Source organism: Methylobacterium sp. Leaf85, assembly GCF_001422125.1.
GTDB lineage: Bacteria > Pseudomonadota > Alphaproteobacteria > Rhizobiales > Beijerinckiaceae > Methylobacterium > Methylobacterium bullatum.
In genome coordinates this window covers 181,507-201,669 of record NZ_LMME01000032.1, presented here as the reverse complement: position 1 = coordinate 201,669, position 20,163 = coordinate 181,507, and the positions used below count along the sequence as shown (strand labels likewise).

The following is a 20,163-nucleotide window of genomic DNA, read 5'->3' as shown; positions in this document are numbered from 1 at the left end:
CCCCATTGGGCCACGTCAAAGCCCCGAGTACCTGCACTACGTACGGAAGCGTCGGCGGTTTGGTCTGCGGGAAATGGTGTGCCCATATGTGTCTGATGGGCAAGTGCATGGGGTTGGACATGGCCACGTGACCTTTACGTCATGAGAGAATGCATCGGCGACCGGCTCCATCAGAACCATCGCATTCGGATTTCGAGCGCCGTCGCAGACGGGATGAGGAAGACGGACAGGTAACCGGGCTCCGCCGTGAAATCCCGGTCGGCAAGCCAGTCGCGCAGATCCGATCCGCGCTCCCCGCCGAGCCGGGCGAATCCGCTCCAGCCGTCGCTGTCATCCGCCATGGGCCGAAGCCGGACGGTCGTCGGCGAGGCAGGAGTGTCCCCCCAGACTTCGAGGGCGTACCTCTCGTTCATGACCGCCTCTTCCGAGCAGCCTGGACGGACGGCTTCACCCGCACGTCGGTGATGCAGGCGCCAGGGAAGCGCGCAAGCACCGCCCGGACGAGGGGATCGTTGAGGATGGCGGCCACGTCGCGCGGAGATCCGGCGAGGACGGGCACGGCCTGCCGGTCCTTTTGCTCAGCGCTCATCACGCCGCGCACGCAGCGGGCGGAAACGCCTTGGCCAGGGATGTCAGACCCTTTGCCGTCACCCGAACCTGTGTCGACGACCACTCCGTCCCGTCCGGCCGCAGGCCCGTCGTGATCTTGTGTTCAAGGAGCCCGTCGTTGATCTTGGACTGATATGCGATGTCGTCCTTGCCGCCCGGTCGCCTGAAGGTCCATCCGTTAGTCCGCATCCAGCGGGTCAGCGTCTGCGGCGGGACGTTGAGCATCTTTGCGGCGGTCGATCGGCAGAAGGTGCCATAAGTGTCCGCGATTCGGTCCAGGGCCTCGACCTGAGGTGTCATCTCGGCGACGCGGGATTCCAGCGCGATTACCCGCTCGGTGTAGCCAAGGAGCAGGCCGCGCATCGCAGCGGGATCGCTCAGCACGGCGATGGGATCGAGCGTCGCGCCACCCTTCAGCCGGCGCTCGCAATCAATGAAGTACTGCCGGACCCGCCTGCCCTGGTCATTGCGTTCGACCATGCCAAGCTCCTTGGCCATGTCGAGGGTAATGGCGTACTCGCTCGAAACCTGAGGCCGAGATTTTGTGCTCCCCGAAACGGGGGACCGCAAATCTTGTGTGACTACGAAGTCCGTGCCCTCGACAAAGCCGTAGGCGACGATCCGCTCCTTGATCCATGTTGTAAAATCTCGGCCGACGCAGAGGAAGGCGTGAAGCTCGCGAGCATCCACTGTCTGGACCCGTTCGGCTCCAATGTTGGCTTCCGAAACGACCGGAAAATTTGTATCGCTGCTCATCTGCGGTCTCCTGAACCGTGGGTGTGATGCAGAGGTCCGTGCAGGGCCTCGGCATTGATGGGGTGGCGGGCGTGTGAAGCCGCCCGTCACTTCAATGAGCGAGTTGGATCGGCCTTGCCGTCGTCAGCGTGGGCCGCGCATGCATGCGAGCAAGCTCCTCGAACGTGATGACGATGCCGCGCTCTTTTCCGGCCTCGACGAGCCTTACCCAGTGCCAAGCAGGTATCGAATCTCGCTTTATCATCTGCCCGACCTGACCTGTGTTGCGTAGATTCAGTGCCCGCGCCACCTCATACGCTGAATCAAATCGGTCGATGATTCCTTTTACATTCGACATCTTTCTGCTCCCGTGCCGATTGAGCGTTAGACGCCATTGATGCAGAGATCAAACAAAAAGCGCTTCCATAACGCTACGACGGCGCAGGCTACACAATCGACGATATTCGCGTTGCGCTACGAATTGGATTCCAACCAAATATCGCGCCAGCCCGGCCTGAATCTTTACGGAATCTGTACGCTCACACGGCTGCGATCGGCGTATGGATGGCGGACTATACCCACCGAAGCTTCCACTCGACCACATCCTCGGGGGTTATCTCGACCCCGATGATTCCGGCATCAAGCGAGTATCCGCGCGCCTCGATCCACGCGGTGAAATCCTTCGAAGCGCGGAGGTCCACTGTTCCGGTCGCACCCAGCGGGGAGATCCACCAAACGAACGCGGTGCCCTGCACGAAGAGCGGCAGAGGCAGGACGGTTAGGGCGTGCATCGGGACTGGCTCCAGACGTCACGCCAGTCCGTGCCCAGGGTCGGCGGGATTTCGACCCGCACACGGTACCGCTCCAGGGCCAGCGCGGCAGCGAGCGCGTATGCCCCGTTCTGGCCCACACCGTTGGCGTCGTTGTCGGCGAAGATCACCACCTCCTCGACACCATCCGGCGGCCTCCAATCCTTGAAGCCCCCGGCGTTTAGGACGGACCAAACAGGCAGGCCGTAAAGGGATGCCGCGCAGAGACAAGTCTCGATGCCCTCCCCGACACCCATGGAGGTTCCGACGACCGGGAACAGCCGAATCGCCGATCCGCGAGGCATAGGCGACTGCATCACCGCGCGTTGCGGCGTCACCGCAGCCTTGTCGCCGGCGTCCGTGAGGTAGGTGCGGTGGATCTGGCAGCCCGCCCCGTCTGGAGCTTGCACGCGAGCCAGCATGGCGGGATGCAGCGTCTTCGTCGCACCGTGAAAGAGGCGTGGGTGGTAGCGCAGGCATGACGGGACGGCAGTGACCCCGGCCCGTTTAGCCAGCCACAAACCAGCAGCGTCGTCGGGCCGTATCGCGGTGGACTCCTTCGTCCACAGCCGGGCCAGCCGCTTACGGTCGGTCTTGGCGGGTAGCGCAATCGGCGGCGACGTGCAGGCAGGACCGAGAGCGGGTAGAAGCTTATCAAGCTCCTCCGCCACGACATTGAACGGCTTGCCGGTGAACCGCATTGCAAGCGCGATGCCCCCTCCTGGGCCGCAGACCGAGCAGAAGAAGGAGCCGGAGCCCTCCTTGTCGTCGAATCGGAACCGATCACGCCCCGAGCAGACCGGACAGGGGCCATGACGGGCAACGAGAAACTTCCTGTCGATTCCGAGCTTCTGCAGGGCCTCGGGCCAGCGCCCTTTCATCCGATCGACGGTCGTCTGGCGCTGCATCAACGGACTCCTACCGGAGCGGCAGCAGCCGACGCGGTCGGAGCGCGGAATCCGCCCGCCTTTTCGCGACCCTTGGCCCAGCGAATATTCTGGGCCTTGATCCACGACAGGACGCGCGCACTGGGATCGACATCGGGAACATTCCGATGAGCATCCGGCCACTCCCCGAACCAGCTCTTGTACTTGTGGGCGACCCAGCCCCGGCTGTGACCACGCAGGGCCGCGCAGCTCTGGAGCTGACCAAGGATCGAACGCTGCTCCGCGAGATCCGCCTTGGCTTGCGCCTTGGCCCGAGCAGCATCGGCACGGGTCACCTCGATTAGAGATCCTTCCTCGCAAACGATCGTCGTCGGCTTGGCCGGTTCGAACCCGCACGAGGGGCACACATGAACATTGGGCGGCTTCAGGAACGAGCAGGATGGGGACGGGCAGACCTTCGGAAGCGCTTCCTCCTTCGCCTGGATCTGGTGCTTGCCGGCCTTGTTCGGCTTCCCGTCATCGAGGCGGTCAAGGCCGATGTCGGTGACAAATCCGAGCCGAGCGTGATTATCCGTGTGGTCGAGGATGATGCAGTCGGCCTTGGGACCGAACGGGCTGTCGGCCGGCGCCGTTCTCAGGCCCCTCCCGACGATCTGGACGTGGAGCATCGCGGATTTCGTCGGACGGGCCAGGATCAGGCACCTGACGTCCGCATCAACCCCCGTTGTTAGGCATCCTACCGAGGACACCACTCGGATCTCGCCCGCCTTGAACGCCCGGAACAGTTCCTTGCGCTCTTCGCGCTCGGCAAACCCATCAATGTACCCGCACGGTACTCCAGCCTTCTGGAATGCCGCCTGGATCGACTTGGCGTGCGCTCGATCGACTCCGAAGCAGAAGGTCGGGCGCATCTCAGCCCGCTCAAGCCAAGTCGTTACGATGTCGGCCACGAGCTTGGGCTTGTTCACGGCCTTGGTCAGGTCGGCCTGATTGTACTCGCCGGCCGTAGTCCGAACACCCGTCAGATCGGGGCGCTCGCCCGGCGCGAACACCCGGAACGGCGACAACCGACCGGCCGAGATCAGTTTCGATGTCGAGGTCGTTTGGATCAGCGTGTCATACAGCTTGCCGAGCCCCGCAGTGAACGGCGTCGCGGACAGGCCGACAAACGGTACGCCCTTCCAATCGGGGGCTTCCATCCACGGCTTCATCTTGGCGAAAACCTGATGGGCCTCGTCCACCAGAACCACGTCCGCCGGGCTGATCGCGCCCTTCAGGATCGTCTGGGCGGTGCCGACCTGAACGGGCCGCTCGGGATGCCAGCGAGGGTGATCGCCCTGCCGGATGCCGATCAATTCCGGGTCGACCCCGTGAGCCTCGAACGACTCCACGGCTTGTCCGCACAGGGCGATCGCAGGGACGACGAAGGTGACTCGCTTCTCCTTGGCCAATGCCCGCTTGACGATCTCGGACGCGATGACGGTCTTGCCTGCTCCGGTCGGCAACATCAGCATCGGCCTGCCCTTCCCCGAGCGGAGGGCTGAGTACAGGGCGCTCAGGGCGTCGATCTGGTCGGGGTAAAGCTGTCTCATCGGAGGAATCCCAGCGGCATCGAGAACGAGGAAGACGGGGGCGGCAGGCGGAAGGCCGGGGGACATCGGGACCGGGCTTGGATCGACTCAGCGGGTCCGCTGGCGGGCTTCAGTCGGAAATCCGCACTCGCCCTGCTCTGACCGCTTCCCGGCCGTCCTCGCGCCTCGGCGGGGTCTGGCCAGCCCTCGCGCGGGTGAGAGCTAACTGTTCCGAGTTCTTCCGGTTGGGCCGAGGCTGTCCGACCGTCGAGATGCCTTGCCAGGATGAGAGACTTGGCTGTCTGCGGCGTATCCTGATCCGGTTGAGGTGACCCGACCCGGTCTTCGCGACCCAAGTCCTGTTCCTGGCAAGGATCGACCTGTCCCTCACCCTCGGACTGTTCCGGACAAGGCGAGGTCAACCGAGGAGCGTCCAGGCTCTCTCCGTCCTGTTTATACGGAAGGTAGAGTTCTTTAGTGATGCTGACGAATTCGTCCAAAGCGGCCATCGACGGAATTGATGCTGACGAAATCGTCCAACCCCACATTTCGGGTGAGGGATTCGTCGGATTTGCCGGATTTTTCCGGGCGGCATACCAGCTCGAACGACTGACCCCTTCGGCCACCCAAGGCTTCGTTTGGGCCTTGGATTTCACGCGTGGCGTTGAGCCCCGCGACTGTCGCTTAAGCGCCTGATGCGCCGCGTTGGCCGCCAGCCGATCCCTCGTCCGAACCGCCTTCGTCCGCGACGCGGCCGGGATGATGCGGAGACCGAATTCCGCCACCTCGGCGACGGTGACCCCAAGCAGTCGAGCCAGATGGTCTGAGGAGGGGTATCGGCCGGACGACACCGCCTCACATGCGCGCGCCTTCGCTTCGATCCAGGCATCGCCATGTGCTTCGGCGAGGGCGGGCACGTGCCGGGCGACCCACTTGCGGACAGCGCTGAGCCAGCGAATGCGCGAGCCGATGATGTGCGGGAGGGCAGCGTCGAGGTACCGCTCGGCCAGCCCCAGATCCGCGCAAGCCCCCCGGTGCCGGCCGAAGATGATCCTCCCGATATCCGTCAGCCGCAGCCCATTGATCGGGCTATGAGAACCGCAGCGACGATCGCTCACGCGGTCCCCTCGGCATGGAGCAGGCTCAGGTCGACTCGTGGAGGCCGAGGCGCCCTCTGGAAGGGAAGCAGCCATAGGAATACCGTTCCGGGCCTCCCGAGGGAGCCGGCCATGGGGTCCGACGATGTGGTTGGTAGTCTTGGCCGGGCGCGATGCCCGTCAGGTCACGGCGGGAAACGAAGCCCCGCCGAGGTATCCTCGGGTCGCTTCAGGTGGCCGGTGAAGACCTTTTTCGGACGGTCCGGATGCAACCGCTCCGGAGCCGGTGGGTAGGCGAAATCACGCAAGGCCAGCAGGGAATCGGCCGTCACCGCCGACCATCTCGCGCGAGTCCGATTTCTGTCGGAAGCGATCTGAGAGCCCGTGCTGTAGACGTCACCGCCATTACGGCGTTCGATCGCGGCATCCCTCTCGGCCAGCGCTGCGAGAGACCGGGACAATTGGATCTCGGCCTCCGAGATCGAACGGTGATACTCGATCAACCGATCAAGGGTTTCGGCAGGAGGAAGCGCGAGGCCGCTCATTGCATCGCCCTCGCGCGCCGAGGGTGAGAGGCAAGCCAAGCCGAGAGCATCGCTTCGACGTAATCCGGGTCCGCATCGAAGACGAGGCCCCCATCTTCGTCTACAACGATTGCGTCGGTAAGCAGCCTGAGTTCCACGGCGACGTCATCGCGTGAAATTCCTTCGAGAAAGCCGGCAGGCACGAACGGACCGGACCTGACTTCCTCGGCAAGCGGCGCCGGCCATTCGCCGAGCCCGTCATCCCACAGTTGAACGAACGAGTGGTCATTCTCGCTGCCGAGATAAACCGCAGTGCTGGCGATCCCGATCATGACGCCACCCGCGACCGGGTTGCGGTTGACGTCGAAGCGCGAAGCCACATCCGATAGAGAGACGCAAAGCTAACGCCTCGAATGCCGCGCTTACGAGCGGAATCCACCGCCGCGCCCCAGTATCTCACTGGGATTCGTCCCTGATTCCTAAACACAGCCACGAGAGAAATGTCTCGGAATCCAAGATCAGCCGCAACCTCGGAATCCGAAGGCCATCTAGAAAGTATCGTCTTAATCGATGGGTCTTTGGCCATTCCCGTGAATCCCATAACGCCTAATTGCGTAGGGATATTGATAATTATAGCTGAAATGTACGTCAAGCGAGTGCTTCGGAGTCCTGCCGATCTACTATATGTTGACTTCGAAATCCGTCAAGCGGCAGCAGTAAGCGTTAAGTCATTACGATAGATCGAGGCAGAAGAGCTTGAAGAGTGGCGCAGGGCGCTTACTGCCGGTCGTAGTAGAAAGGGTTTTTTTTGCTGTCGGGCGATTCTTTGGGTGCAGCGGCCCTTACTCAAAAGACCTTCGCGGCTCGATGGGAGGGGCGCTTCCCCTCGCCTGAAAGTGCCGACACGACGGCGTGGCATGCGGCACTCCCGCCCCGGTCGCCCCCTGCATCAGGTTTGAGAACTTCGTGCAGCGACGCGGCGCCAGCGAACCACCACGGCGGCGAAACCGAGCGCCCTTGCCCCAAGCGCTACATTCGCGGCACGTCGTTCCTTCAGGCCCTGTCGTCGCCCAATGCGCCATGCCGGGGCGCGAGGCGGCGATGCGGGCGGCGGCAACTGGATCTGGTGACGTCCGGTGCGGCGGCTGGATCATCACCCATCACCATGCTTGATCGAGGCATCCAGAGACGGCAGGCCCCACGCCTCGACGGCAAGGCGAGCGTCATCCACCGACCGGGCGACCCGAACGCCGAACCCGATGTCCCTCAGGCGATCGTGGATCTCTCGCTGATGAGCCGGCACCGACACGCGAGGCGGCTTCACCTCCAAGAAGAAGACCCTCGGGGCGCCATCTATCTGTCCGAACACGGCAAGGTCAGGCCACCCCGAGATGGCGCCCATGGCCTTCTCGCGGGCGCCCTGCATCGCGCTCCGGGGCTTGTTCGCGCAGTGCTGAACGATCCACGCGTGCGGCAGCGTTGAGCGTAAATACCCAAGAATCGCCCGGTGGATCGGCCCCTCGACATCCTTCATCGTCAAAGGGCCGCCCGTTCAGACTCGGCGGCGACCGCATCGGCATCCGCCCTGGCTTGATCAAGGCGGGTGCTCTCTGCCCGCACCATCCTGTCCAGGGTATCGATGGCCGAGATCGATTCGCGCGAGAGCAGACCGCCGTGGGCGTCGTCGATCCGCAGGAACCGGACGGCCCTGCGAGAGGCGGAGAGGAGCGTTTCTTCTGCCATTTCAGACCAGCCCGAGGGCTTCGCGGTACAGAAGCTCGACTGCATCCTCGGCCTTGCGCTCGTCGGAGTCCTTCTTGCGCAGGGCGATGACCCGGCGCAGGGCTTTCACGTCGTAGCCCTGACCTCGGGCTTCCGAGAAGATCCCGGCAACGTCCTCTTTCAGGGATGTGATTTCCGCGAGGACGAACTCGGCCCTTTCGACGAAGGCACGGAGAGCGTCCGCCGCTTCCGAGGAGGTCGGCTCGACGGGGGTTGCAGTGGCTTCTGACATGTAGATTCACCTTTTGTTCTGAAGTAGACGAGGGACGTGAAATCCGGGCAGTTTGGGCGAGCCTTTGGGAGGGCGTCCGGGCGGAAGGACCGTGACCACGCGGCCCCCAAGGGCATCGCCATCGATGACGAACCGATGCGTTTCGAGAGGGTCAGGCCGGGCGCGACGAGGAGCGGCGAGAGACGCGGCGACCTCTTCCAAGATCTCGGCGCGGATCGCCTCGACATCCACGCCCATGACCCTTTCCATGTACCGGACCAGGGCATGGTCGCTGACGATCGGGACGGAGCGACGCGGCGGGGTCATTCGACCGCCCCCTTCACCGCGAGGTTCAATTCGGAGACCGAGTAGAGGTCCAGTCTATGCCCCGGATCGAAGAGGGACGGCGCTCCCCGTAGCGCGCGACGCGCCTCAATTAGATCTTCCCTAGTGAAGCGAGGCCAGTCCGCCTCCCACAGCAATCTCATCGCGTCGAGGCCGTTGGTCTCAGGGGGGATCTTAAGGGCGACAATGACCAAGCCGACCCTGCGGACGCCGCTCATCACCGCGCTATTCGTGCGCCCTCCCCCCACGGTGCCGATCTGGTGCCACGAACGGCCAACGAACCTGCGGCAGGCCCAGAAACCGATCATCCTCGCCTTGACCAGGGCAGCGGTTCTGCGCGGGCCGAGGATGTGAGCAAGAGGCAGGCCGGTGATCCGAGCGACGACCTTCATCATGCTGTTCAGGGTCTTCGGCATATCGGCCCAGGGCGTATCGAGCAGATCCACGACCTCTGGTCGAGCAGAAGTTACCGCCGCCATCGGCAGCGATGACATCGGCGCCGGCTTCGGAGCTGGGCGAGGAGGGGCAGCACCAAAGCACCGCTCTCTCACAGCCCGCGCGTGCGCCCGCATCTCTTCGACAGAGGAAAACTCCCTAACGGGCAGGGGGCCGCCGCCGCTCATCCGCCGTACCCGGTGATGACGCGGCCGAAACGCCCAGCGAAGCTGCCCCAATTCGCGACGTTGCGCGGGTCGAACATCACCTTGTGGGTGTGGAGGACTTCCCGCATCACCGCGACCGGGACTATCGCCTCGGGCACTTCGGCAAGCTCGTGATGACGAAGCGCTGAGGTTTTCGCGTCGAAAACCCGATTGACCTGATCCGCATCAAGCTCGCCGTGGAAGTTATCCATCAGAAGCTCGATCAGTTTCTCCAGCTTGAGGTCGACGACCGCACGGGTGCTGGTGCTCTTGTCGTCCACCAGACAGGACCGCCAAGCCCGGAGGACGTCCTCGGCGCACTCGATGGCGACCGATCGAATATCAACGTTGCCCATTATGCCACCGCCCGCGTGAGGATCTGACGGGAGGGCTTAGGGGGAAGCGCGAGGACGCCCTTGAGGCTGTTCAGATCAACGAAGCGGTCAACCGCCCGCCGAAGTTCGTCCGACGCGATCGCCGGGCTCGAAGCGATCGTTGATACAGCGGTGACACGCGCTCCCCGCCTCTGCGCCTCCTGAACAGCGGCCGTGAAGTCGCCGTCACCAGAGAACAGGACGAGGTGATCGCACCGCTCGGCGGCTCGGATCATGTCGATGGTCATCTCGACAGCGACGTTCCCCTTGAGCCGCTTCTTTCCGTCCGCTCCGATGTATTCCTTTGGCGTCTTGCGCGTCACGCAATATCCATTGAATGACGTCCAGTCGATCAGGGGCTGAAGCGAATTGTATTCGGTATCTTGACTTACAGAGATATAGTATCGCGCGGACGTAAAGCGGCACAAACCTTCGAACTGAGCGAGCAGTGCACCAAAATCCACAGCGAATCCGAGGGCTGCCGCCGCCGAATACACCCCAGCTCCATCGATAAAGATCGCGACCTTTTCGTCGCCGTGGATGCCGAAAGGGGAAGTAGAGGACATATCAAAAACTCCACGGAATCAGCAACGGCCTTATGAGGACTGAATCATCCCGACCGAATCTGATCTAAGCAGCCACCCAACGTGACCGCAGGCCGACAATCGTGCGTGTTCGATCGCATGTCAATATATGATTACGCGGATTCAGCGGAGAAATACAGAATCATGCTTGGGTCGACGGCAGCTATACTTGACGTACTAACGATTCGGTGTATCGTAAGGAAAGATATACTTCAGAATAGGGTTGACGCTGAGATCGGTTCGGGCCACTGTCGCGCATGCCCACCGATACCCAATCCCTCCCCAGCCCTCGCAAGCCGCGTCGCGACATAAGTATTGCGTTCGACGCGGCGCGCGAGATCGAGGCGGCGAAAGTGCTCCGGGAGCAGATTGCTGCCCTGGCCGGCGGTGACGACGAATTCTTGCGGGACACGTTGGAAGGCGAAGTCGATTTTGAGGGGCTGTGTGGCCGGCTTGTCGCCTCGATCGGCGAGGATGAAGCGCTGGCGGCCGGACTGAAGACCTACCGCGACACGCTCGGCCAGCGCATCGCGGCCATGGAGAAGCGGGCTGACGAGAAGCGCGTGCTGCTCCTCACAACCCTGGAAATCTCGGGCCGTCCCGGCATCACCACGACAACGGGCACCGTCTCGACCAGACCGGTACAGCCGAAGCTCCTGATCGTCGAAGAGAGTGAAATCCCCTCGGAGTACTGGACGCCGCAGCCCCCTAAGCTCGATTCGGCCGCCGTCCGCAACGCCCTGAAGGACAGCAAGTCCGTCCCCGGCGCGACGCTGAGCAACGGCGGCAAGACCATCTCAATTCGGAGGGCCTAAGTGATGTCGAACGTTGTCGCCCTGCCCTCTCCCTCACAGTCCTACGACGCGAAGACGCTCGCGCTTATCCGCCGGACTGTCGCCGCCGACACCAACGACGACGAGTTCAATCTCTTCGCGCACACCGCGCGCCATTTGAGGCTCGATCCCCTTCGCCGGCAGGTGTTCGCGATCGTCCATAACAAGGACAAGCCGGACAAGAGGAAGCTCACGATCATCACGGCGATCGACGGTCTGCGTTCGATCGCGGATCGCACGGGCGCATATCGGCCCGATGAGGAAGAGCCGACCTACGATACCGATGCGGCCCTCAAGAGCACGAACAACCCGGCCGGGCTGATCAAGGCCACGGTACGATGCTTCAAGCATTCGCACGGAGCTTGGTTCAAGGTGACCGCCTCGGCCTATTGGGAGGAGTATGCCCCCCTGCGCGACGAATGGGCAGAGAACCGGGAGACTGGCCGGCGCGGTCCTACGGGCAACAAGACCCTCGACACGTCAGGCCAGTGGGGAAAGATGCCCCGGCTTATGCTGGCCAAGGTCGCCGAGGCCCTGGCGATCCGCAAGGCATGGCCGGACGACCTGTCCAACGTCTACGTGGCCGAGGAGATCGACCGCACCCGCGTCGCTGACATGCTCCCTTCAGAAGCTGCCGCCGAGGGTGCCGCTCAGGATCGCATGGAGCGCATCGGCGCCGGCAAGACCATCCTCACCTCGTGGGAGCCCATGGCCCCCCTCGAACCCGTCCCCGTGGGTGTTTTCGCCGATAAGGCCGTCGCGTTCATCCTGAACCATATCGACGAGCCATCGGCGATCCGAGGCTGGCAGATCCGCAATCGGGAGGGGCTCAAGCAGTTCTGGGCGCACGCCCCCGGCGATGCCCTGGAGGTCAAGAAGGCCATCGAGAAGGCGCTTGCTTCGGATGCCGCAGCGCCATGAACGGCAGCACCCTCTTCCTCACCGCCGACCATGTCCGCGAGCGCGCCGCGACGTGGATTCGAAACGCCCCGCACGGGACACGCGTCGAGTTCCGCGAGGCCAAGCGATCGGACGAACAGAATCGGAAGCTGTGGGCCGCTCTGGGCGACGTGTCCCGTCAGGTGGAGTGGTACGGCGCGATCCTCTCGGCGGACGACTGGAAGGATATCTTCACCGCCTCGCTCCGCAAGGCCCGCGTAGTGCCCGGCATCGACGCCGGAACGGTCGTCCCCCTCGGCATGCGCACGTCGACCATGACGAAGGCCGAGTTCAGCGACCTGTTGGAGCTGATCCATGCATTCGGAGCCGAGCGTGGCGTCGTGTTCGGCGACGAGGTCGTGCCATGAGCCACGAAGCACTTGGCCGTTCCGACGAGTGGTACACGCCGCCCCAGGTGTTCGAGGCCCTTGGTTGCAGCTTCGACCTCGATGTGGCGCCCGCTCGATACGGCGTGTCGCACGTCCCGGCTCGCACATTCTTGGCCGGCGATGGCTTGGCGGAGCCATGGTTTGGTTACGTGTGGATGAATCCCCCGTTCGGCGGCCGGAAGGATAAGGCCCCGTGGCTGGACCGATTCTTCGAGCACGGGAACGGCATCGCCCTCACCCCGGATCGGACGTCCGCGCCTTGGTTCTGGCCCGCATGGGAAAGGGCCGGCGCAGTGCTCTTCACCCGCAAAATCCGTTTCCTCCGACCTGATGGGTCCGAAGGCGAAAGCCCATCCAACGGAACAGCGCTCTTCGCCGCCGGAGAGGCTGGTGTGGTCGCGCTGGAGCGGGCGGCGCGGCTTGGCTTTGGCATTATCGGCACGCCTCGCAGGCTGGTGGCCGCGTAATGAGCCGCCGGGAATTCTCGAAGAAAGTGAAGCGCGATGCATTCGTTCGCGCCGCCGGCCACTGCGAAGGTCCGGGCTGCGGGGCGAAGCTGAGCCTCGGGAAATTCGCCTACGACCACGTGAATCCGGACGGCCTCACCGGAGAGCCGACCCTTGAGAACTGCGCCGTCCTTTGCGACCCCTGCCACAAGGCCAAGACGAAGAACGACGTGGCCGACATCGCCCGCGCGAAACGTCGGGAAGACGCCCACCGGGGCATCCGCCCTCCCCCACAGATCAAGTCCGCTGGATTCCGCCCTGGATCTCCCCGGCGCCGCGCCACCACCCCCATCGACAAACTGAAGATCGGATACAGACCCCATGGACGAGACTGAGACCGACAAGCGCATCGTGGCCGCGCTCGGCACCATCGACCTTGAGCTTGAGGCGGAGGAGTACGAGTTCCGGGCCGACGAGGGCGATCACACCCCCACGGACGCCGAGAAGGCGCTCCTGATCGATTTCGGCGCCGGCCTCATGCACGCCGTTCACGACGCGATCCGGCCGCTCATGGCATCGGCGCCGACTGCACCGAAGAGCGACTTGGCGATGCTGCTCGCGAGGCAAATGGTCTGGAGCCGAGAAACCTTTGGGCCGGCGCCGCGCACGAAGGGCATCATCCAGCACATCACCAAGGAGCTTCGCGAGATCGAGGCCGACCCCCATGACCTGATCGAGTGGGTGGACGTGATCATCCTCGCGATGGACGGCTTCCACCGGCACGGCGGGAAGCCCCAGGATCTACCCCGGCTCCTCAAGGAAAAGCAGCTCAAGAATACCCGCCGCCGCTGGCCCGACTGGCGCAAGGTCGCCGAGGACCAGCCCATCGAGCACACGCGCGAGGGAGATGACGATGCCCGCGCCGCAGCATGACCCGGTGAACCATCCCGCCCATTACACGTCGCATCCGAGCGGCGTGGAGGCGATCACGATCACCCGGCATATGAGCTTTTGTGTCGGCAACGCCGTGAAGTACCTTTGGCGCGCGGGGCTCAAATCCGCGTCGCCGATCGAGGATCTGAAGAAGGCCCGGTTCTACGTGGATGAGGAGATTCGCCGCCTCTCGGAAAGCGCAGGCGCCAATGCGACGCCCGCGCCGGCCGTAGGCAAGCCGGGCTAGCCGAACTTACCGGAGCGTCGGAGTTCCGGGCATGATTCTCACTCGACGTGCCATGATCGCCTCACGCTGAAGAGCCTGCATCGGCAGGATCGAGGGGATGCTACCGCCACCGCCCAGGGATGCAAGATGCTGGGGTCAACCTGGGCTCAGGAGACCGAATCGAGATCGCCCCGAACGAAGCCGTGGGAGACCTTCCTGATCGCGGCATCCAGCTTTCTCTCCAGGGTGAGGATGTCCTCGACAGCGAAGAGAAGGGCCGTCGAAACGTCACCGCCAGCGGCCTCTTGGTATGCGATGGCCACGTGTTCGGCGTCCGAAAGGTCTGCGACCTGAGCAATGTGATTGGCTTGCATAATCTTGGCCTGCATGAGAACGAAAAGAGAACGTTCATACGATTCTCACGACGGGATCAACAGGGAATCTCATGGCCCGGAGCAGCGTTCGAGGTCGGACCGCATGACCATCGTTTGGTCCCGCACCTACCCCGGCACCGCGCGCAGCCACGATTTCGTCGCCCATGAGGACGGCGCCCTCGTCGGCCGGATCTACCGGATGGGCGGCGGCCCGCAGGATGGTCGATGGCTATGGTTCGCGAACGGCATCCAGGCCGCGCCCGGAACGGTCGGATGCGCATTGAGCGGCGAGGCCCCGACGAAGCAGGAAGCGGCCGAGGCGGTGAAAGCAGCATGGGCGCGGTGGCGCGAGATCCAACCCGAGAGAGCACCGGACGCCCTCCAGCAGGAATCGTGAAATGACAACGATCGTCTTCTCTTCGGCCCGCATGATGTCCTCGGGCGCCCACACTCACTCGTTCAGCGGCCTCACGGCGAAGCCATCGGCGAAGGACAAGAAACGGGCGAAGGCCCTCAAACGCTCATCGGTGCGGAAGGGCGGAGTATCCGAACCGTCTAAAACGGCCTCCGCCGGATTCGCCTTCGTGGTCAGGGTCGGGCGCAACCCGAAGCACGCGGTCTGGAGGTACGTCACCCCCGAGTACGGGAGAGGGCTCGGAACCTCGCCGATGCCCAGAGGGGTATTCCAGGCCATTACGCCCGAGCTTCACAGAATCTGGAAAGCCGCCGTGATCGACGACGCCTTCGTATGGGACGATCCATTCGTGCAGAAGGAGACGCTGCGACTGGTGGAGGTGCATCTGTCCTCCCTCGACGTGACGGATCGACTGTTCTCCGATCCCGAGGCGTTCGACGATTCCGTGAAGATGGCCGCGCTGGCAAAGCTCTCACCGGCCGAGGCGCAGATCCTTGGCCTGGAGACCGAGTACACGATGCTCCGAATCATCCAGAGCAAGCCGACCGAGGACGAGATGGAGAAGCTTGTCGGCGACGCTCGGCAGCAGCTCGAAGAAGTTGGGTTGACCCGGCTGGACTGAAGCCAACGGCGGAGCCAGCTTAGACGAGAATGGCCTCGGCGCCATCCTTTCATCATTTCGACGTGGTTGATGCACTGGACTGCAGTGGCCGTTGGTGCAACTCTGAGCATGCAGTGAGCCTGCCTTGCCACCAAGTGCGAGCGGCAAGCTGTTCGTAGACCGCGATAAGGCTCGTGCCGGGAACAATGGCCGCATCGCATTCCCTAAAGTTCGAGAAGCAAGGAGGGTGCTCCGATATGGATCTGAAAACAGGCGACCGCGTACAACTTGTCGGCACCGGTCCAATGATGACCATCGAATTCATAAATTATGTCGATGGGATTGCAACATGTGCTTTTACCGGCGCATACAAATCTAAGAAACCGGTAGATTTGCCCCTGGCTGATCTACATAAGGTGAAGCGTTTCGCAATGCGAGCAGGATAGGCGTGCGTAAGATTTAATTAATATAGTACGCGTTGCTCTAACTAAGTAATTTTTTTATCAGACGGATTGCGAAAAATGAACGTTAGAACTCAACTACTTACGTCAATTGCGTCAACTATTGAGGATTACCGGCCAGAGTTGATGCGTCCGCCGACGCCCGATCACGTGGAGCGATGGATCAATCAGTTTCCTCAAAATGTTCAACTACCGATATTGTCGGAAATGAATCATGCGCTCAGTAAGTCCTATTTTCCCAAAAAGAAGGTCAAAAAGATTATTAAAGCAATGATACGCTTTGATGGGTGGGTAGGAGCTGACCCAGTCGCTTTCTGGCGGCAAGTCAACTTCCTAAACATTCAGCCAAGAGGTCATTCACAGACCGAGCTTTTGACGTTCTTTGATCAAATTTTGCGGGAAGAATGCGGTATTTCTACCGCTGAATGCAATAGAGGTAATAAATTCCTATACCTTGACGATGGTCTTTTTTCCGGTGGCCGGATAGGCGCAGATTTAGGTAGCTGGATCACCAATACAGCCCCTCCTAACGCAGAGCTTTTCATCGGTTTAATAGCAAGCCATACACAAGGCCGCTTTTTTGTAGAGAGGGATCTAAAGAGCAATATCGAAGCGTCGGGAAAGAATATTACCGTTAAATGGGGGGCTTATCTAAAAATTGAGAACGGACTTTATAAAGTCAATGATTCTGATGTTCTGCGGCCGACCTCGCAAGGGCTAGACGAAGACGTTGCAGCCTATGTTGCATCTCTCGGAAAGCCTCAAACTTGGCGCACGGGGGCAAGCGTCGGCCCCAAAGAAATCTTCTCTTCAGCGCAAGGGCGAGAAGTGTTGGAGCAGGAATTTTTGAAGAAGGGGATTAGCATTCGCGCAATGTGTGGAAATCTAAATGAATACCAGAGACCATTGGGCAACACGCTGATGAAAACGGTGGGGTTTGGCACGTTGTTTGTCACCTACCGAAACTGCCCGAACAATGCCCCTCTGGTGCTATGGGCTGGCGATCCGTGGTATCCTCTCTTTCTCAGGAAAACGAACTGAAAATTATGGTCGCTACCGAGACACGTGTTTACCGGGCCATTGAGGTCGTCTCTTTCCGCAAAACGGCGGAGGAGTTCGGCGGTTTATCGAACATGGCCCCCGGTTTTCCGATACGGATCGCCGACGTATCGTTGCGAACGTCTGAGGCTCTATATCAAGCGTGCCGATTTCCTCACCTGCCAGAGGTGCAGAAGATTATTGTGAGCGAAATCAGCCCCATGACGGCAAAGATGCGGAGCAAGCCGTATCGAAAGGATAGCCGTGAACATTGGGACGATCTCCGTGTTCCAATCATGAAGTGGTGCCTTCGTGTCAAGCTAGCGCAAAATTGGTCGAAATTTGGAAATTTGCTTCTACTGACCGGAGAAAGAGCAATCGTCGAAGACTCTCGAAAGGATGACTTTTGGGGAGCGATTAAGGACGACAGCGGAAAATTTCACGGTAGAAACGTGCTTGGGCGGCTCCTGATGGAACTCCGCGAAATATTGAAGCAAGACCCTGAAAGCCTTAGGTATGTTGCGCCGCTTAAACTTCCGGAGTTCACTTTACTTGGTCGTGAAATTCCGGAAGTAGCGATCGATCAAATTAGTTCCGCGAGCTTTTGGAGCGCCACGCCAAAGAGCGATATGTCGAAAGCGCGCTCATCGACGAAGGCCGCGACCAAGACAAACGAAAAGGCCCCGCCTAGCCGAAGCCAGACAGGGCCAGAATCATCGAAGCGGAAGAAGGCGGTCTTAGGTGAAGATGCCTCGCAAGCTTTTGGTGGCTCGGTCCAACACTCCGAGGAACCACGACGCGGTGTCCTCAAGAACGAATCGGCTCGCCTCGACGTAATTCGAGATGTCGGGACGGCTCCAGAGCACGATGCAGATTCCCATAACGGCGACGCCTATGCCGGCCCCGAGCACGATCCGGTTTCGCCGAGGGACAACCCCATCCACCGCGCCGGGGGCCACGATGTGGAGAATCCCAGAGATGGCCGACATCAAGATCCAGAGCGAGTTCGCGTCGATGTTGGTGAACCAGAGGGGCATGCCGGCGAGGCGAAAGATCACTGAGAACATCGCCTGACAGAACGTGGCGCACCATCCGATTGTAACCCCGACGATGAGGTAATCCCCGCGCTCCGGGGACTGAGACTTCCACGCCTCTCGCGCATCGGGCCAGTAGACCACGACCACCGTTGCCGCCACCGAGGCCTGAAAGATGCGCTCTGCCAGGATCAGATCGGCATTTGGAACGAAGAAGTTGAGCATGAACACCGTGCCGACGAGCACGATGGTGGCGAACACGATTTGCTTTTTAATGGTCTCGGGCGAGGTGTCATCGTAGCGTGGCAGCGGCATCATACTTCTTCCCCAACATGCAATCGATCATGCCGAAGCCGGTCCACCGCCGAATTCGCCACCTTCCTCATATCCCCGACTCGCAAGCCGGTTTTCCTGCTCTCGATCGCCGCATTCTTCGCGCTCATATCGAGCATCTTCTCCGCCCGCGCGAGACGGTCCTCACCCGGTGTCTGGTGATGCGATCCAAGATGCGGGCACAGGGCGCGGCGAATCCGATCCAAGATCATGGGCGGGCTCCCACGTTCCGTTCGATTGCCTTCCGGGATTCATCGATCTCCTTGAGGATGGCACGGTCGTTGGCCGAGCTAGTCAGGGCCGCTTCCGTCGCCGTCTTCAGGATCGAGGCTTGCGCATCCCTTAGATCCTTGATCGCCTCAGTCAGATCGACGTTGGTCGAGGACTGGCGCTCAATCGCGGTGGCGACGCGTTCCACCATCGCCTGCTTGTCGTCGAGGCGCGCTATCCACGATTCCTTCAGCCAATGGACGAGCAGTCCCAGAGCGGCCAGGGCCAGCGCCAGGGCGCCGACCAGCCCGTAATCCTTCAGCAGGGAAGCGATGGCGGCTGCGGTCATCTGCTCCGCCTCCACCTACCGGGCTCACTTCACGAACGGCAGATTCGGCAGGGCTTGGATCAGCGGCGTAAGGGTGTTCCTGTCTGACACTGTCTCGTCGAACTTGAAGACGCGGAACAGTCGCTCGGAGATGCCCTTCGCCCCGCCCATCTCCTTGATCAGCCAATTCGGCGTCGATCCGAGGATGCGCTCTAGAGCGACCTTCAGGACGGTGAACCCGACGTCGACCGACAGGGCCTTGCCGGCGGTGGCGCCCTCTACCGCGTTCAGAGCATAGTCGGCGCCGGTTTTCAGGGCGCGGTCGATTCGTTGCGTGGTCAACCACATCGTCACCCACCAGGGCAGGCGAATGGCAGCGGCGGCGACGGCAGCACCGGCAACCGGAATGATGCCCTCGACGGCGACCCTCAAGATGTTGTTGAGCGTATCGCCCCACGGGATCGAGAGGACAGACCCCTCCGCAGCAAGGGCGGGAGACAGGTTGAGCGCGAGGCAGGCGAGCGCCAGCGCGCCCAGAACGAGGCGATTCATATCGGATCTCACGATGTCAGAGGGAAAGGATCAGCGCCGCGTGATGCGGTCGAACAGCCAGCGCCCGAGGCGAGCCCACGGCGACGGATTCTCGGGGAAGCGAGGAGGAGGAAGGGCTTCGCTCACCCTTCGGAAGGCAGGCGGGAAGAGAGGGCGGCGATTGTCGTTCATCAGGCTTCACTCACGCCGGAACGAGCGCCCGCGATGGTTGCCGGCAGCGATGACAGAACCGGAATCGGCACGTCCGCCGGCCAACGGTAGGCGGTCACCTCGGAGCGCTTGAACGCCGCGACCGTGACGGCGTCGCTCTGATTGCCGCCGAGCAGGAACACCTGATCCTTGTTGGCGCCAACAACGAACGCCACGTGACCCTGCCAGGAGGAATTGCCGCGCTTCTTCGTGGCGATACAGCCGAGGACAGGACCAGGGAGACCGACGCCCCACCCCTCGTAGGATCGTGCTGCGAGGCTCCCAGACGGCTTCGGGCCTGCCCGGTGGAGCATCGCGCCGACGAAGGCCGAACACCACGCCACCGAGTCGTCCTTGATCCCGGTGAAGCCCGCGTCGGCGAAGTACCGGATCACCTTCGGGTTGTTGGACTTGCCGATGCCCTCGACGGTACCGACCTCATCGGCCGCCAGGGTAAGCCACGCGGGCTGATCCGGCTCGGCCCTCTTCTCGGCCACGGCGACGGAGGAAAGCGCCTTTACGGTGAGCGGCCCGGCGATGCCATCCGCAACGAGCCCGGCAGCGCGCTGAAACGCGGTGACAGCAGCGATCGTCTTGGGGCCAGCATCCCCATCGGCGCCGGCTCGGCCGAGGTCATAGCCACGCGCCAAGAGAGCGCGCTGAATGGCAGCGACGGTCATGGTCTTCTCACGA

32 protein-coding genes and 1 pseudogene are annotated in these 20,163 nt (G+C 62.0%); 11 read left to right on the top strand and 22 right to left on the bottom strand.

The window, feature by feature from the left end:
* Window positions 1-170: 170 nt before the first annotated feature.
* The 16 genes from ASF08_RS18795 to ASF08_RS18725 form a co-directional block, all read right to left on the bottom strand.
* On the bottom strand, window positions 171-413 hold the full coding sequence (locus ASF08_RS18795; RefSeq protein WP_056148441.1) for a hypothetical protein: 243 nt from the start codon (window positions 411-413) through the stop codon (window positions 171-173).
* Entirely contained in the window at window positions 410-589 is a 180-nt protein-coding gene (locus ASF08_RS18790) for a hypothetical protein (RefSeq protein ID WP_156629654.1), read from the bottom strand. The genes ASF08_RS18795 and ASF08_RS18790 overlap by 4 nt, the downstream gene beginning before the upstream one ends.
* Entirely contained in the window at window positions 589-1,365 is a 777-nt protein-coding gene (locus ASF08_RS25215) for a phage antirepressor KilAC domain-containing protein (protein ID WP_056148435.1), read from the bottom strand. The genes ASF08_RS18790 and ASF08_RS25215 overlap by 1 nt, the downstream gene beginning before the upstream one ends.
* Window positions 1,366-1,456: 91 nt before the next feature.
* Window positions 1,457-1,702 (bottom strand): hypothetical protein, encoded by a 246-nt coding sequence (locus ASF08_RS25000; protein WP_156629653.1) that lies wholly within the window; start codon window positions 1,700-1,702, stop codon window positions 1,457-1,459.
* A 214-nt stretch (window positions 1,703-1,916) separates the two neighbouring features.
* Window positions 1,917-2,135: a hypothetical protein gene (locus ASF08_RS18780; protein ID WP_056148432.1), complete on the bottom strand. Its 219-nt coding sequence runs from the start codon at window positions 2,133-2,135 to the stop codon at window positions 1,917-1,919.
* Complete coding sequence (locus ASF08_RS18775) at window positions 2,123-3,061, bottom strand: DUF7146 domain-containing protein (protein WP_056148429.1); 939 nt, start codon at window positions 3,059-3,061, stop codon at window positions 2,123-2,125. Before ASF08_RS18775 ends, ASF08_RS18780 begins: the two co-directional genes overlap by 13 nt.
* Entirely contained in the window at window positions 3,061-4,632 is a 1,572-nt protein-coding gene (locus ASF08_RS18770; RefSeq protein ID WP_162238976.1) for a DEAD/DEAH box helicase, read from the bottom strand. The genes ASF08_RS18775 and ASF08_RS18770 overlap by 1 nt, the downstream gene beginning before the upstream one ends.
* Window positions 4,629-5,729, bottom strand: a complete 1,101-nt coding sequence (locus ASF08_RS24995) for a hypothetical protein (RefSeq protein ID WP_156629652.1) — start codon at window positions 5,727-5,729, stop codon at window positions 4,629-4,631. The genes ASF08_RS18770 and ASF08_RS24995 overlap by 4 nt, the downstream gene beginning before the upstream one ends.
* 164 nt (window positions 5,730-5,893) lie before the next feature.
* Complete coding sequence (locus tag ASF08_RS18765; RefSeq protein WP_056148421.1) at window positions 5,894-6,253, bottom strand: hypothetical protein; 360 nt, start codon at window positions 6,251-6,253, stop codon at window positions 5,894-5,896.
* The gene (locus ASF08_RS18760; protein WP_156629651.1) at window positions 6,250-6,564 is read right to left on the bottom strand and encodes a hypothetical protein; all 315 of its coding nucleotides are present in this window, start codon (window positions 6,562-6,564) and stop codon (window positions 6,250-6,252) included. Before ASF08_RS18760 ends, ASF08_RS18765 begins: the two co-directional genes overlap by 4 nt.
* Window positions 6,565-7,385: 821 nt before the next feature.
* The gene (locus ASF08_RS18755; RefSeq protein ID WP_056148416.1) at window positions 7,386-7,766 is read right to left on the bottom strand and encodes a VRR-NUC domain-containing protein; all 381 of its coding nucleotides are present in this window, start codon (window positions 7,764-7,766) and stop codon (window positions 7,386-7,388) included.
* Between the two features lie 2 nt (window positions 7,767-7,768).
* Window positions 7,769-7,975, bottom strand: a complete 207-nt coding sequence (locus ASF08_RS18750; protein ID WP_056148413.1) for a hypothetical protein — start codon at window positions 7,973-7,975, stop codon at window positions 7,769-7,771.
* A 1-nt stretch (window position 7,976) separates the two neighbouring features.
* Window positions 7,977-8,246: a DUF2312 domain-containing protein gene (locus ASF08_RS18745; RefSeq protein ID WP_056148410.1), complete on the bottom strand. Its 270-nt coding sequence runs from the start codon at window positions 8,244-8,246 to the stop codon at window positions 7,977-7,979.
* A 302-nt stretch (window positions 8,247-8,548) separates the two neighbouring features.
* Window positions 8,549-9,064, bottom strand: a complete 516-nt coding sequence (locus tag ASF08_RS18735) for a helix-turn-helix domain-containing protein (protein ID WP_162238975.1) — start codon at window positions 9,062-9,064, stop codon at window positions 8,549-8,551.
* A gap of 125 nt (window positions 9,065-9,189) precedes the next feature.
* Window positions 9,190-9,567 carry a hypothetical protein gene (locus ASF08_RS18730; RefSeq protein WP_056148402.1) on the bottom strand — a complete coding sequence of 126 codons (378 nt, stop codon included), beginning with the start codon at window positions 9,565-9,567 and terminating at the stop codon, window positions 9,190-9,192.
* Complete coding sequence (locus tag ASF08_RS18725; protein ID WP_056148399.1) at window positions 9,567-10,151, bottom strand: LabA-like NYN domain-containing protein; 585 nt, start codon at window positions 10,149-10,151, stop codon at window positions 9,567-9,569. The genes ASF08_RS18730 and ASF08_RS18725 overlap by 1 nt, the downstream gene beginning before the upstream one ends.
* A 275-nt stretch (window positions 10,152-10,426) precedes the next feature.
* Between ASF08_RS18725 and ASF08_RS18720 the strand changes: the two genes are divergently transcribed.
* The 7 genes from ASF08_RS18720 to ASF08_RS18690 are packed head-to-tail and all read left to right on the top strand — an operon-like array spanning window position 10,427 to window position 13,956.
* Window positions 10,427-10,984, top strand: coding sequence for a siphovirus Gp157 family protein (locus ASF08_RS18720; protein ID WP_056148396.1), 558 nt, complete (start codon window positions 10,427-10,429; stop codon window positions 10,982-10,984).
* A gap of 3 nt (window positions 10,985-10,987) precedes the next feature.
* Window positions 10,988-11,923 (top strand): phage recombination protein Bet, encoded by a 936-nt coding sequence (gene bet / locus ASF08_RS18715; protein WP_056148393.1) that lies wholly within the window; start codon window positions 10,988-10,990, stop codon window positions 11,921-11,923.
* The gene (locus ASF08_RS18710; protein WP_056148391.1) at window positions 11,920-12,309 is read left to right on the top strand and encodes a recombination protein NinB; all 390 of its coding nucleotides are present in this window, start codon (window positions 11,920-11,922) and stop codon (window positions 12,307-12,309) included. Before bet ends, ASF08_RS18710 begins: the two co-directional genes overlap by 4 nt.
* On the top strand, window positions 12,306-12,797 hold the full coding sequence (locus ASF08_RS18705) for a hypothetical protein (protein WP_056148388.1): 492 nt from the start codon (window positions 12,306-12,308) through the stop codon (window positions 12,795-12,797). The genes ASF08_RS18710 and ASF08_RS18705 overlap by 4 nt, the downstream gene beginning before the upstream one ends.
* Window positions 12,798-12,823: 26 nt before the next feature.
* Window positions 12,824-13,171 (top strand): HNH endonuclease, encoded by a 348-nt coding sequence (locus ASF08_RS18700; RefSeq protein WP_162238974.1) that lies wholly within the window; start codon window positions 12,824-12,826, stop codon window positions 13,169-13,171.
* A 16-nt stretch (window positions 13,172-13,187) separates the two neighbouring features.
* Entirely contained in the window at window positions 13,188-13,709 is a 522-nt protein-coding gene (locus ASF08_RS25925; protein ID WP_244474579.1) for a dATP/dGTP pyrophosphohydrolase domain-containing protein, read from the top strand.
* On the top strand, window positions 13,690-13,956 hold the full coding sequence (locus ASF08_RS18690) for a DUF3310 domain-containing protein (RefSeq protein WP_244474578.1): 267 nt from the start codon (window positions 13,690-13,692) through the stop codon (window positions 13,954-13,956). Before ASF08_RS25925 ends, ASF08_RS18690 begins: the two co-directional genes overlap by 20 nt.
* Before the next feature lie 146 nt (window positions 13,957-14,102).
* Here the strand turns inward: ASF08_RS18690 and ASF08_RS18685 are convergent, their stop codons facing one another.
* Window positions 14,103-14,258: a hypothetical protein gene (locus ASF08_RS18685; protein ID WP_156629650.1), complete on the bottom strand. Its 156-nt coding sequence runs from the start codon at window positions 14,256-14,258 to the stop codon at window positions 14,103-14,105.
* A 154-nt stretch (window positions 14,259-14,412) separates the two neighbouring features.
* On the opposite strand from ASF08_RS18685, the gene ASF08_RS18680 reads away from it, so the two are divergent.
* The 4 genes and pseudogenes from ASF08_RS18680 to ASF08_RS25920 form a co-directional block, all read left to right on the top strand.
* Entirely contained in the window at window positions 14,413-14,706 is a 294-nt protein-coding gene (locus ASF08_RS18680; RefSeq protein ID WP_056148375.1) for a hypothetical protein, read from the top strand.
* 31 nt (window positions 14,707-14,737) lie between these two features.
* Window positions 14,738-15,346, top strand: a complete 609-nt coding sequence (locus tag ASF08_RS18675; protein ID WP_156629649.1) for a hypothetical protein — start codon at window positions 14,738-14,740, stop codon at window positions 15,344-15,346.
* A gap of 500 nt (window positions 15,347-15,846) precedes the next feature.
* A complete protein-coding gene (locus tag ASF08_RS24990; protein WP_156629648.1) occupies window positions 15,847-16,827 on the top strand; it encodes a phosphoribosyltransferase-like protein in 981 nt (326 codons plus the stop codon).
* A pseudogene (locus tag ASF08_RS25920) lies at window positions 16,779-17,303 on the top strand (NADAR family protein); the annotation flags it as partial. The gene ASF08_RS24990 and the pseudogene ASF08_RS25920, both read left to right, overlap by 49 nt.
* A gap of 258 nt (window positions 17,304-17,561) precedes the next feature.
* Here ASF08_RS25920 and ASF08_RS25915 read toward each other — a convergent pair.
* The 5 genes from ASF08_RS25915 to ASF08_RS18650 form a co-directional block, all read right to left on the bottom strand.
* Complete coding sequence (locus tag ASF08_RS25915) at window positions 17,562-18,176, bottom strand: hypothetical protein (RefSeq protein ID WP_056148370.1); 615 nt, start codon at window positions 18,174-18,176, stop codon at window positions 17,562-17,564.
* The gene (locus tag ASF08_RS18665) at window positions 18,173-18,403 is read right to left on the bottom strand and encodes a hypothetical protein (protein ID WP_056148366.1); all 231 of its coding nucleotides are present in this window, start codon (window positions 18,401-18,403) and stop codon (window positions 18,173-18,175) included. Before ASF08_RS18665 ends, ASF08_RS25915 begins: the two co-directional genes overlap by 4 nt.
* Entirely contained in the window at window positions 18,400-18,750 is a 351-nt protein-coding gene (locus tag ASF08_RS18660; protein ID WP_056148364.1) for a hypothetical protein, read from the bottom strand. Before ASF08_RS18660 ends, ASF08_RS18665 begins: the two co-directional genes overlap by 4 nt.
* A 24-nt stretch (window positions 18,751-18,774) precedes the next feature.
* Window positions 18,775-19,281 carry a hypothetical protein gene (locus tag ASF08_RS18655; RefSeq protein ID WP_056148361.1) on the bottom strand — a complete coding sequence of 169 codons (507 nt, stop codon included), beginning with the start codon at window positions 19,279-19,281 and terminating at the stop codon, window positions 18,775-18,777.
* Between the two features lie 170 nt (window positions 19,282-19,451).
* Entirely contained in the window at window positions 19,452-20,150 is a 699-nt protein-coding gene (locus ASF08_RS18650; protein ID WP_056148359.1) for an NlpC/P60 family protein, read from the bottom strand.
* Window positions 20,151-20,163 lie beyond the last annotated feature (13 nt).

Coding starts and splice junctions, on each gene's coding strand:
- ASF08_RS18795 (WP_056148441.1), bottom strand. CDS start 413: ATGAACGAGAGGTACGCCCTCGAAGTCTGGGGGGACACTCCTGCCTCG.
- ASF08_RS18790 (WP_156629654.1), bottom strand. CDS start 589: ATGAGCGCTGAGCAAAAGGACCGGCAGGCCGTGCCCGTCCTCGCCGGA.
- ASF08_RS25215 (WP_056148435.1), bottom strand. CDS start 1,365: ATGAGCAGCGATACAAATTTTCCGGTCGTTTCGGAAGCCAACATTGGA.
- ASF08_RS25000 (WP_156629653.1), bottom strand. CDS start 1,702: ATGTCGAATGTAAAAGGAATCATCGACCGATTTGATTCAGCGTATGAG.
- ASF08_RS18780 (WP_056148432.1), bottom strand. CDS start 2,135: ATGCACGCCCTAACCGTCCTGCCTCTGCCGCTCTTCGTGCAGGGCACC.
- ASF08_RS18775 (WP_056148429.1), bottom strand. CDS start 3,061: ATGCAGCGCCAGACGACCGTCGATCGGATGAAAGGGCGCTGGCCCGAG.
- ASF08_RS18770 (WP_162238976.1), bottom strand. CDS start 4,632: ATGAGACAGCTTTACCCCGACCAGATCGACGCCCTGAGCGCCCTGTAC.
- ASF08_RS18765 (WP_056148421.1), bottom strand. CDS start 6,253: ATGAGCGGCCTCGCGCTTCCTCCTGCCGAAACCCTTGATCGGTTGATC.
- ASF08_RS18760 (WP_156629651.1), bottom strand. CDS start 6,564: ATGATCGGGATCGCCAGCACTGCGGTTTATCTCGGCAGCGAGAATGAC.
- ASF08_RS18755 (WP_056148416.1), bottom strand. CDS start 7,766: ATGAAGGATGTCGAGGGGCCGATCCACCGGGCGATTCTTGGGTATTTA.
- ASF08_RS18750 (WP_056148413.1), bottom strand. CDS start 7,975: ATGGCAGAAGAAACGCTCCTCTCCGCCTCTCGCAGGGCCGTCCGGTTC.
- ASF08_RS18745 (WP_056148410.1), bottom strand. CDS start 8,246: ATGTCAGAAGCCACTGCAACCCCCGTCGAGCCGACCTCCTCGGAAGCG.
- ASF08_RS18735 (WP_162238975.1), bottom strand. CDS start 9,064: ATGTCATCGCTGCCGATGGCGGCGGTAACTTCTGCTCGACCAGAGGTC.
- ASF08_RS18730 (WP_056148402.1), bottom strand. CDS start 9,567: ATGGGCAACGTTGATATTCGATCGGTCGCCATCGAGTGCGCCGAGGAC.
- ASF08_RS18725 (WP_056148399.1), bottom strand. CDS start 10,151: ATGTCCTCTACTTCCCCTTTCGGCATCCACGGCGACGAAAAGGTCGCG.
- ASF08_RS18720 (WP_056148396.1), top strand. CDS start 10,427: ATGCCCACCGATACCCAATCCCTCCCCAGCCCTCGCAAGCCGCGTCGC.
- bet (WP_056148393.1), top strand. CDS start 10,988: ATGTCGAACGTTGTCGCCCTGCCCTCTCCCTCACAGTCCTACGACGCG.
- ASF08_RS18710 (WP_056148391.1), top strand. CDS start 11,920: ATGAACGGCAGCACCCTCTTCCTCACCGCCGACCATGTCCGCGAGCGC.
- ASF08_RS18705 (WP_056148388.1), top strand. CDS start 12,306: ATGAGCCACGAAGCACTTGGCCGTTCCGACGAGTGGTACACGCCGCCC.
- ASF08_RS18690 (WP_244474578.1), top strand. CDS start 13,690: ATGCCCGCGCCGCAGCATGACCCGGTGAACCATCCCGCCCATTACACG.
- ASF08_RS18680 (WP_056148375.1), top strand. CDS start 14,413: ATGACCATCGTTTGGTCCCGCACCTACCCCGGCACCGCGCGCAGCCAC.
- ASF08_RS18675 (WP_156629649.1), top strand. CDS start 14,738: ATGATGTCCTCGGGCGCCCACACTCACTCGTTCAGCGGCCTCACGGCG.
- ASF08_RS24990 (WP_156629648.1), top strand. CDS start 15,847: ATGAACGTTAGAACTCAACTACTTACGTCAATTGCGTCAACTATTGAG.
- ASF08_RS25915 (WP_056148370.1), bottom strand. CDS start 18,176: ATGATGCCGCTGCCACGCTACGATGACACCTCGCCCGAGACCATTAAA.
- ASF08_RS18665 (WP_056148366.1), bottom strand. CDS start 18,403: ATGATCTTGGATCGGATTCGCCGCGCCCTGTGCCCGCATCTTGGATCG.
- ASF08_RS18660 (WP_056148364.1), bottom strand. CDS start 18,750: ATGACCGCAGCCGCCATCGCTTCCCTGCTGAAGGATTACGGGCTGGTC.
- ASF08_RS18655 (WP_056148361.1), bottom strand. CDS start 19,281: ATGAATCGCCTCGTTCTGGGCGCGCTGGCGCTCGCCTGCCTCGCGCTC.
- ASF08_RS18650 (WP_056148359.1), bottom strand. CDS start 20,150: ATGACCGTCGCTGCCATTCAGCGCGCTCTCTTGGCGCGTGGCTATGAC.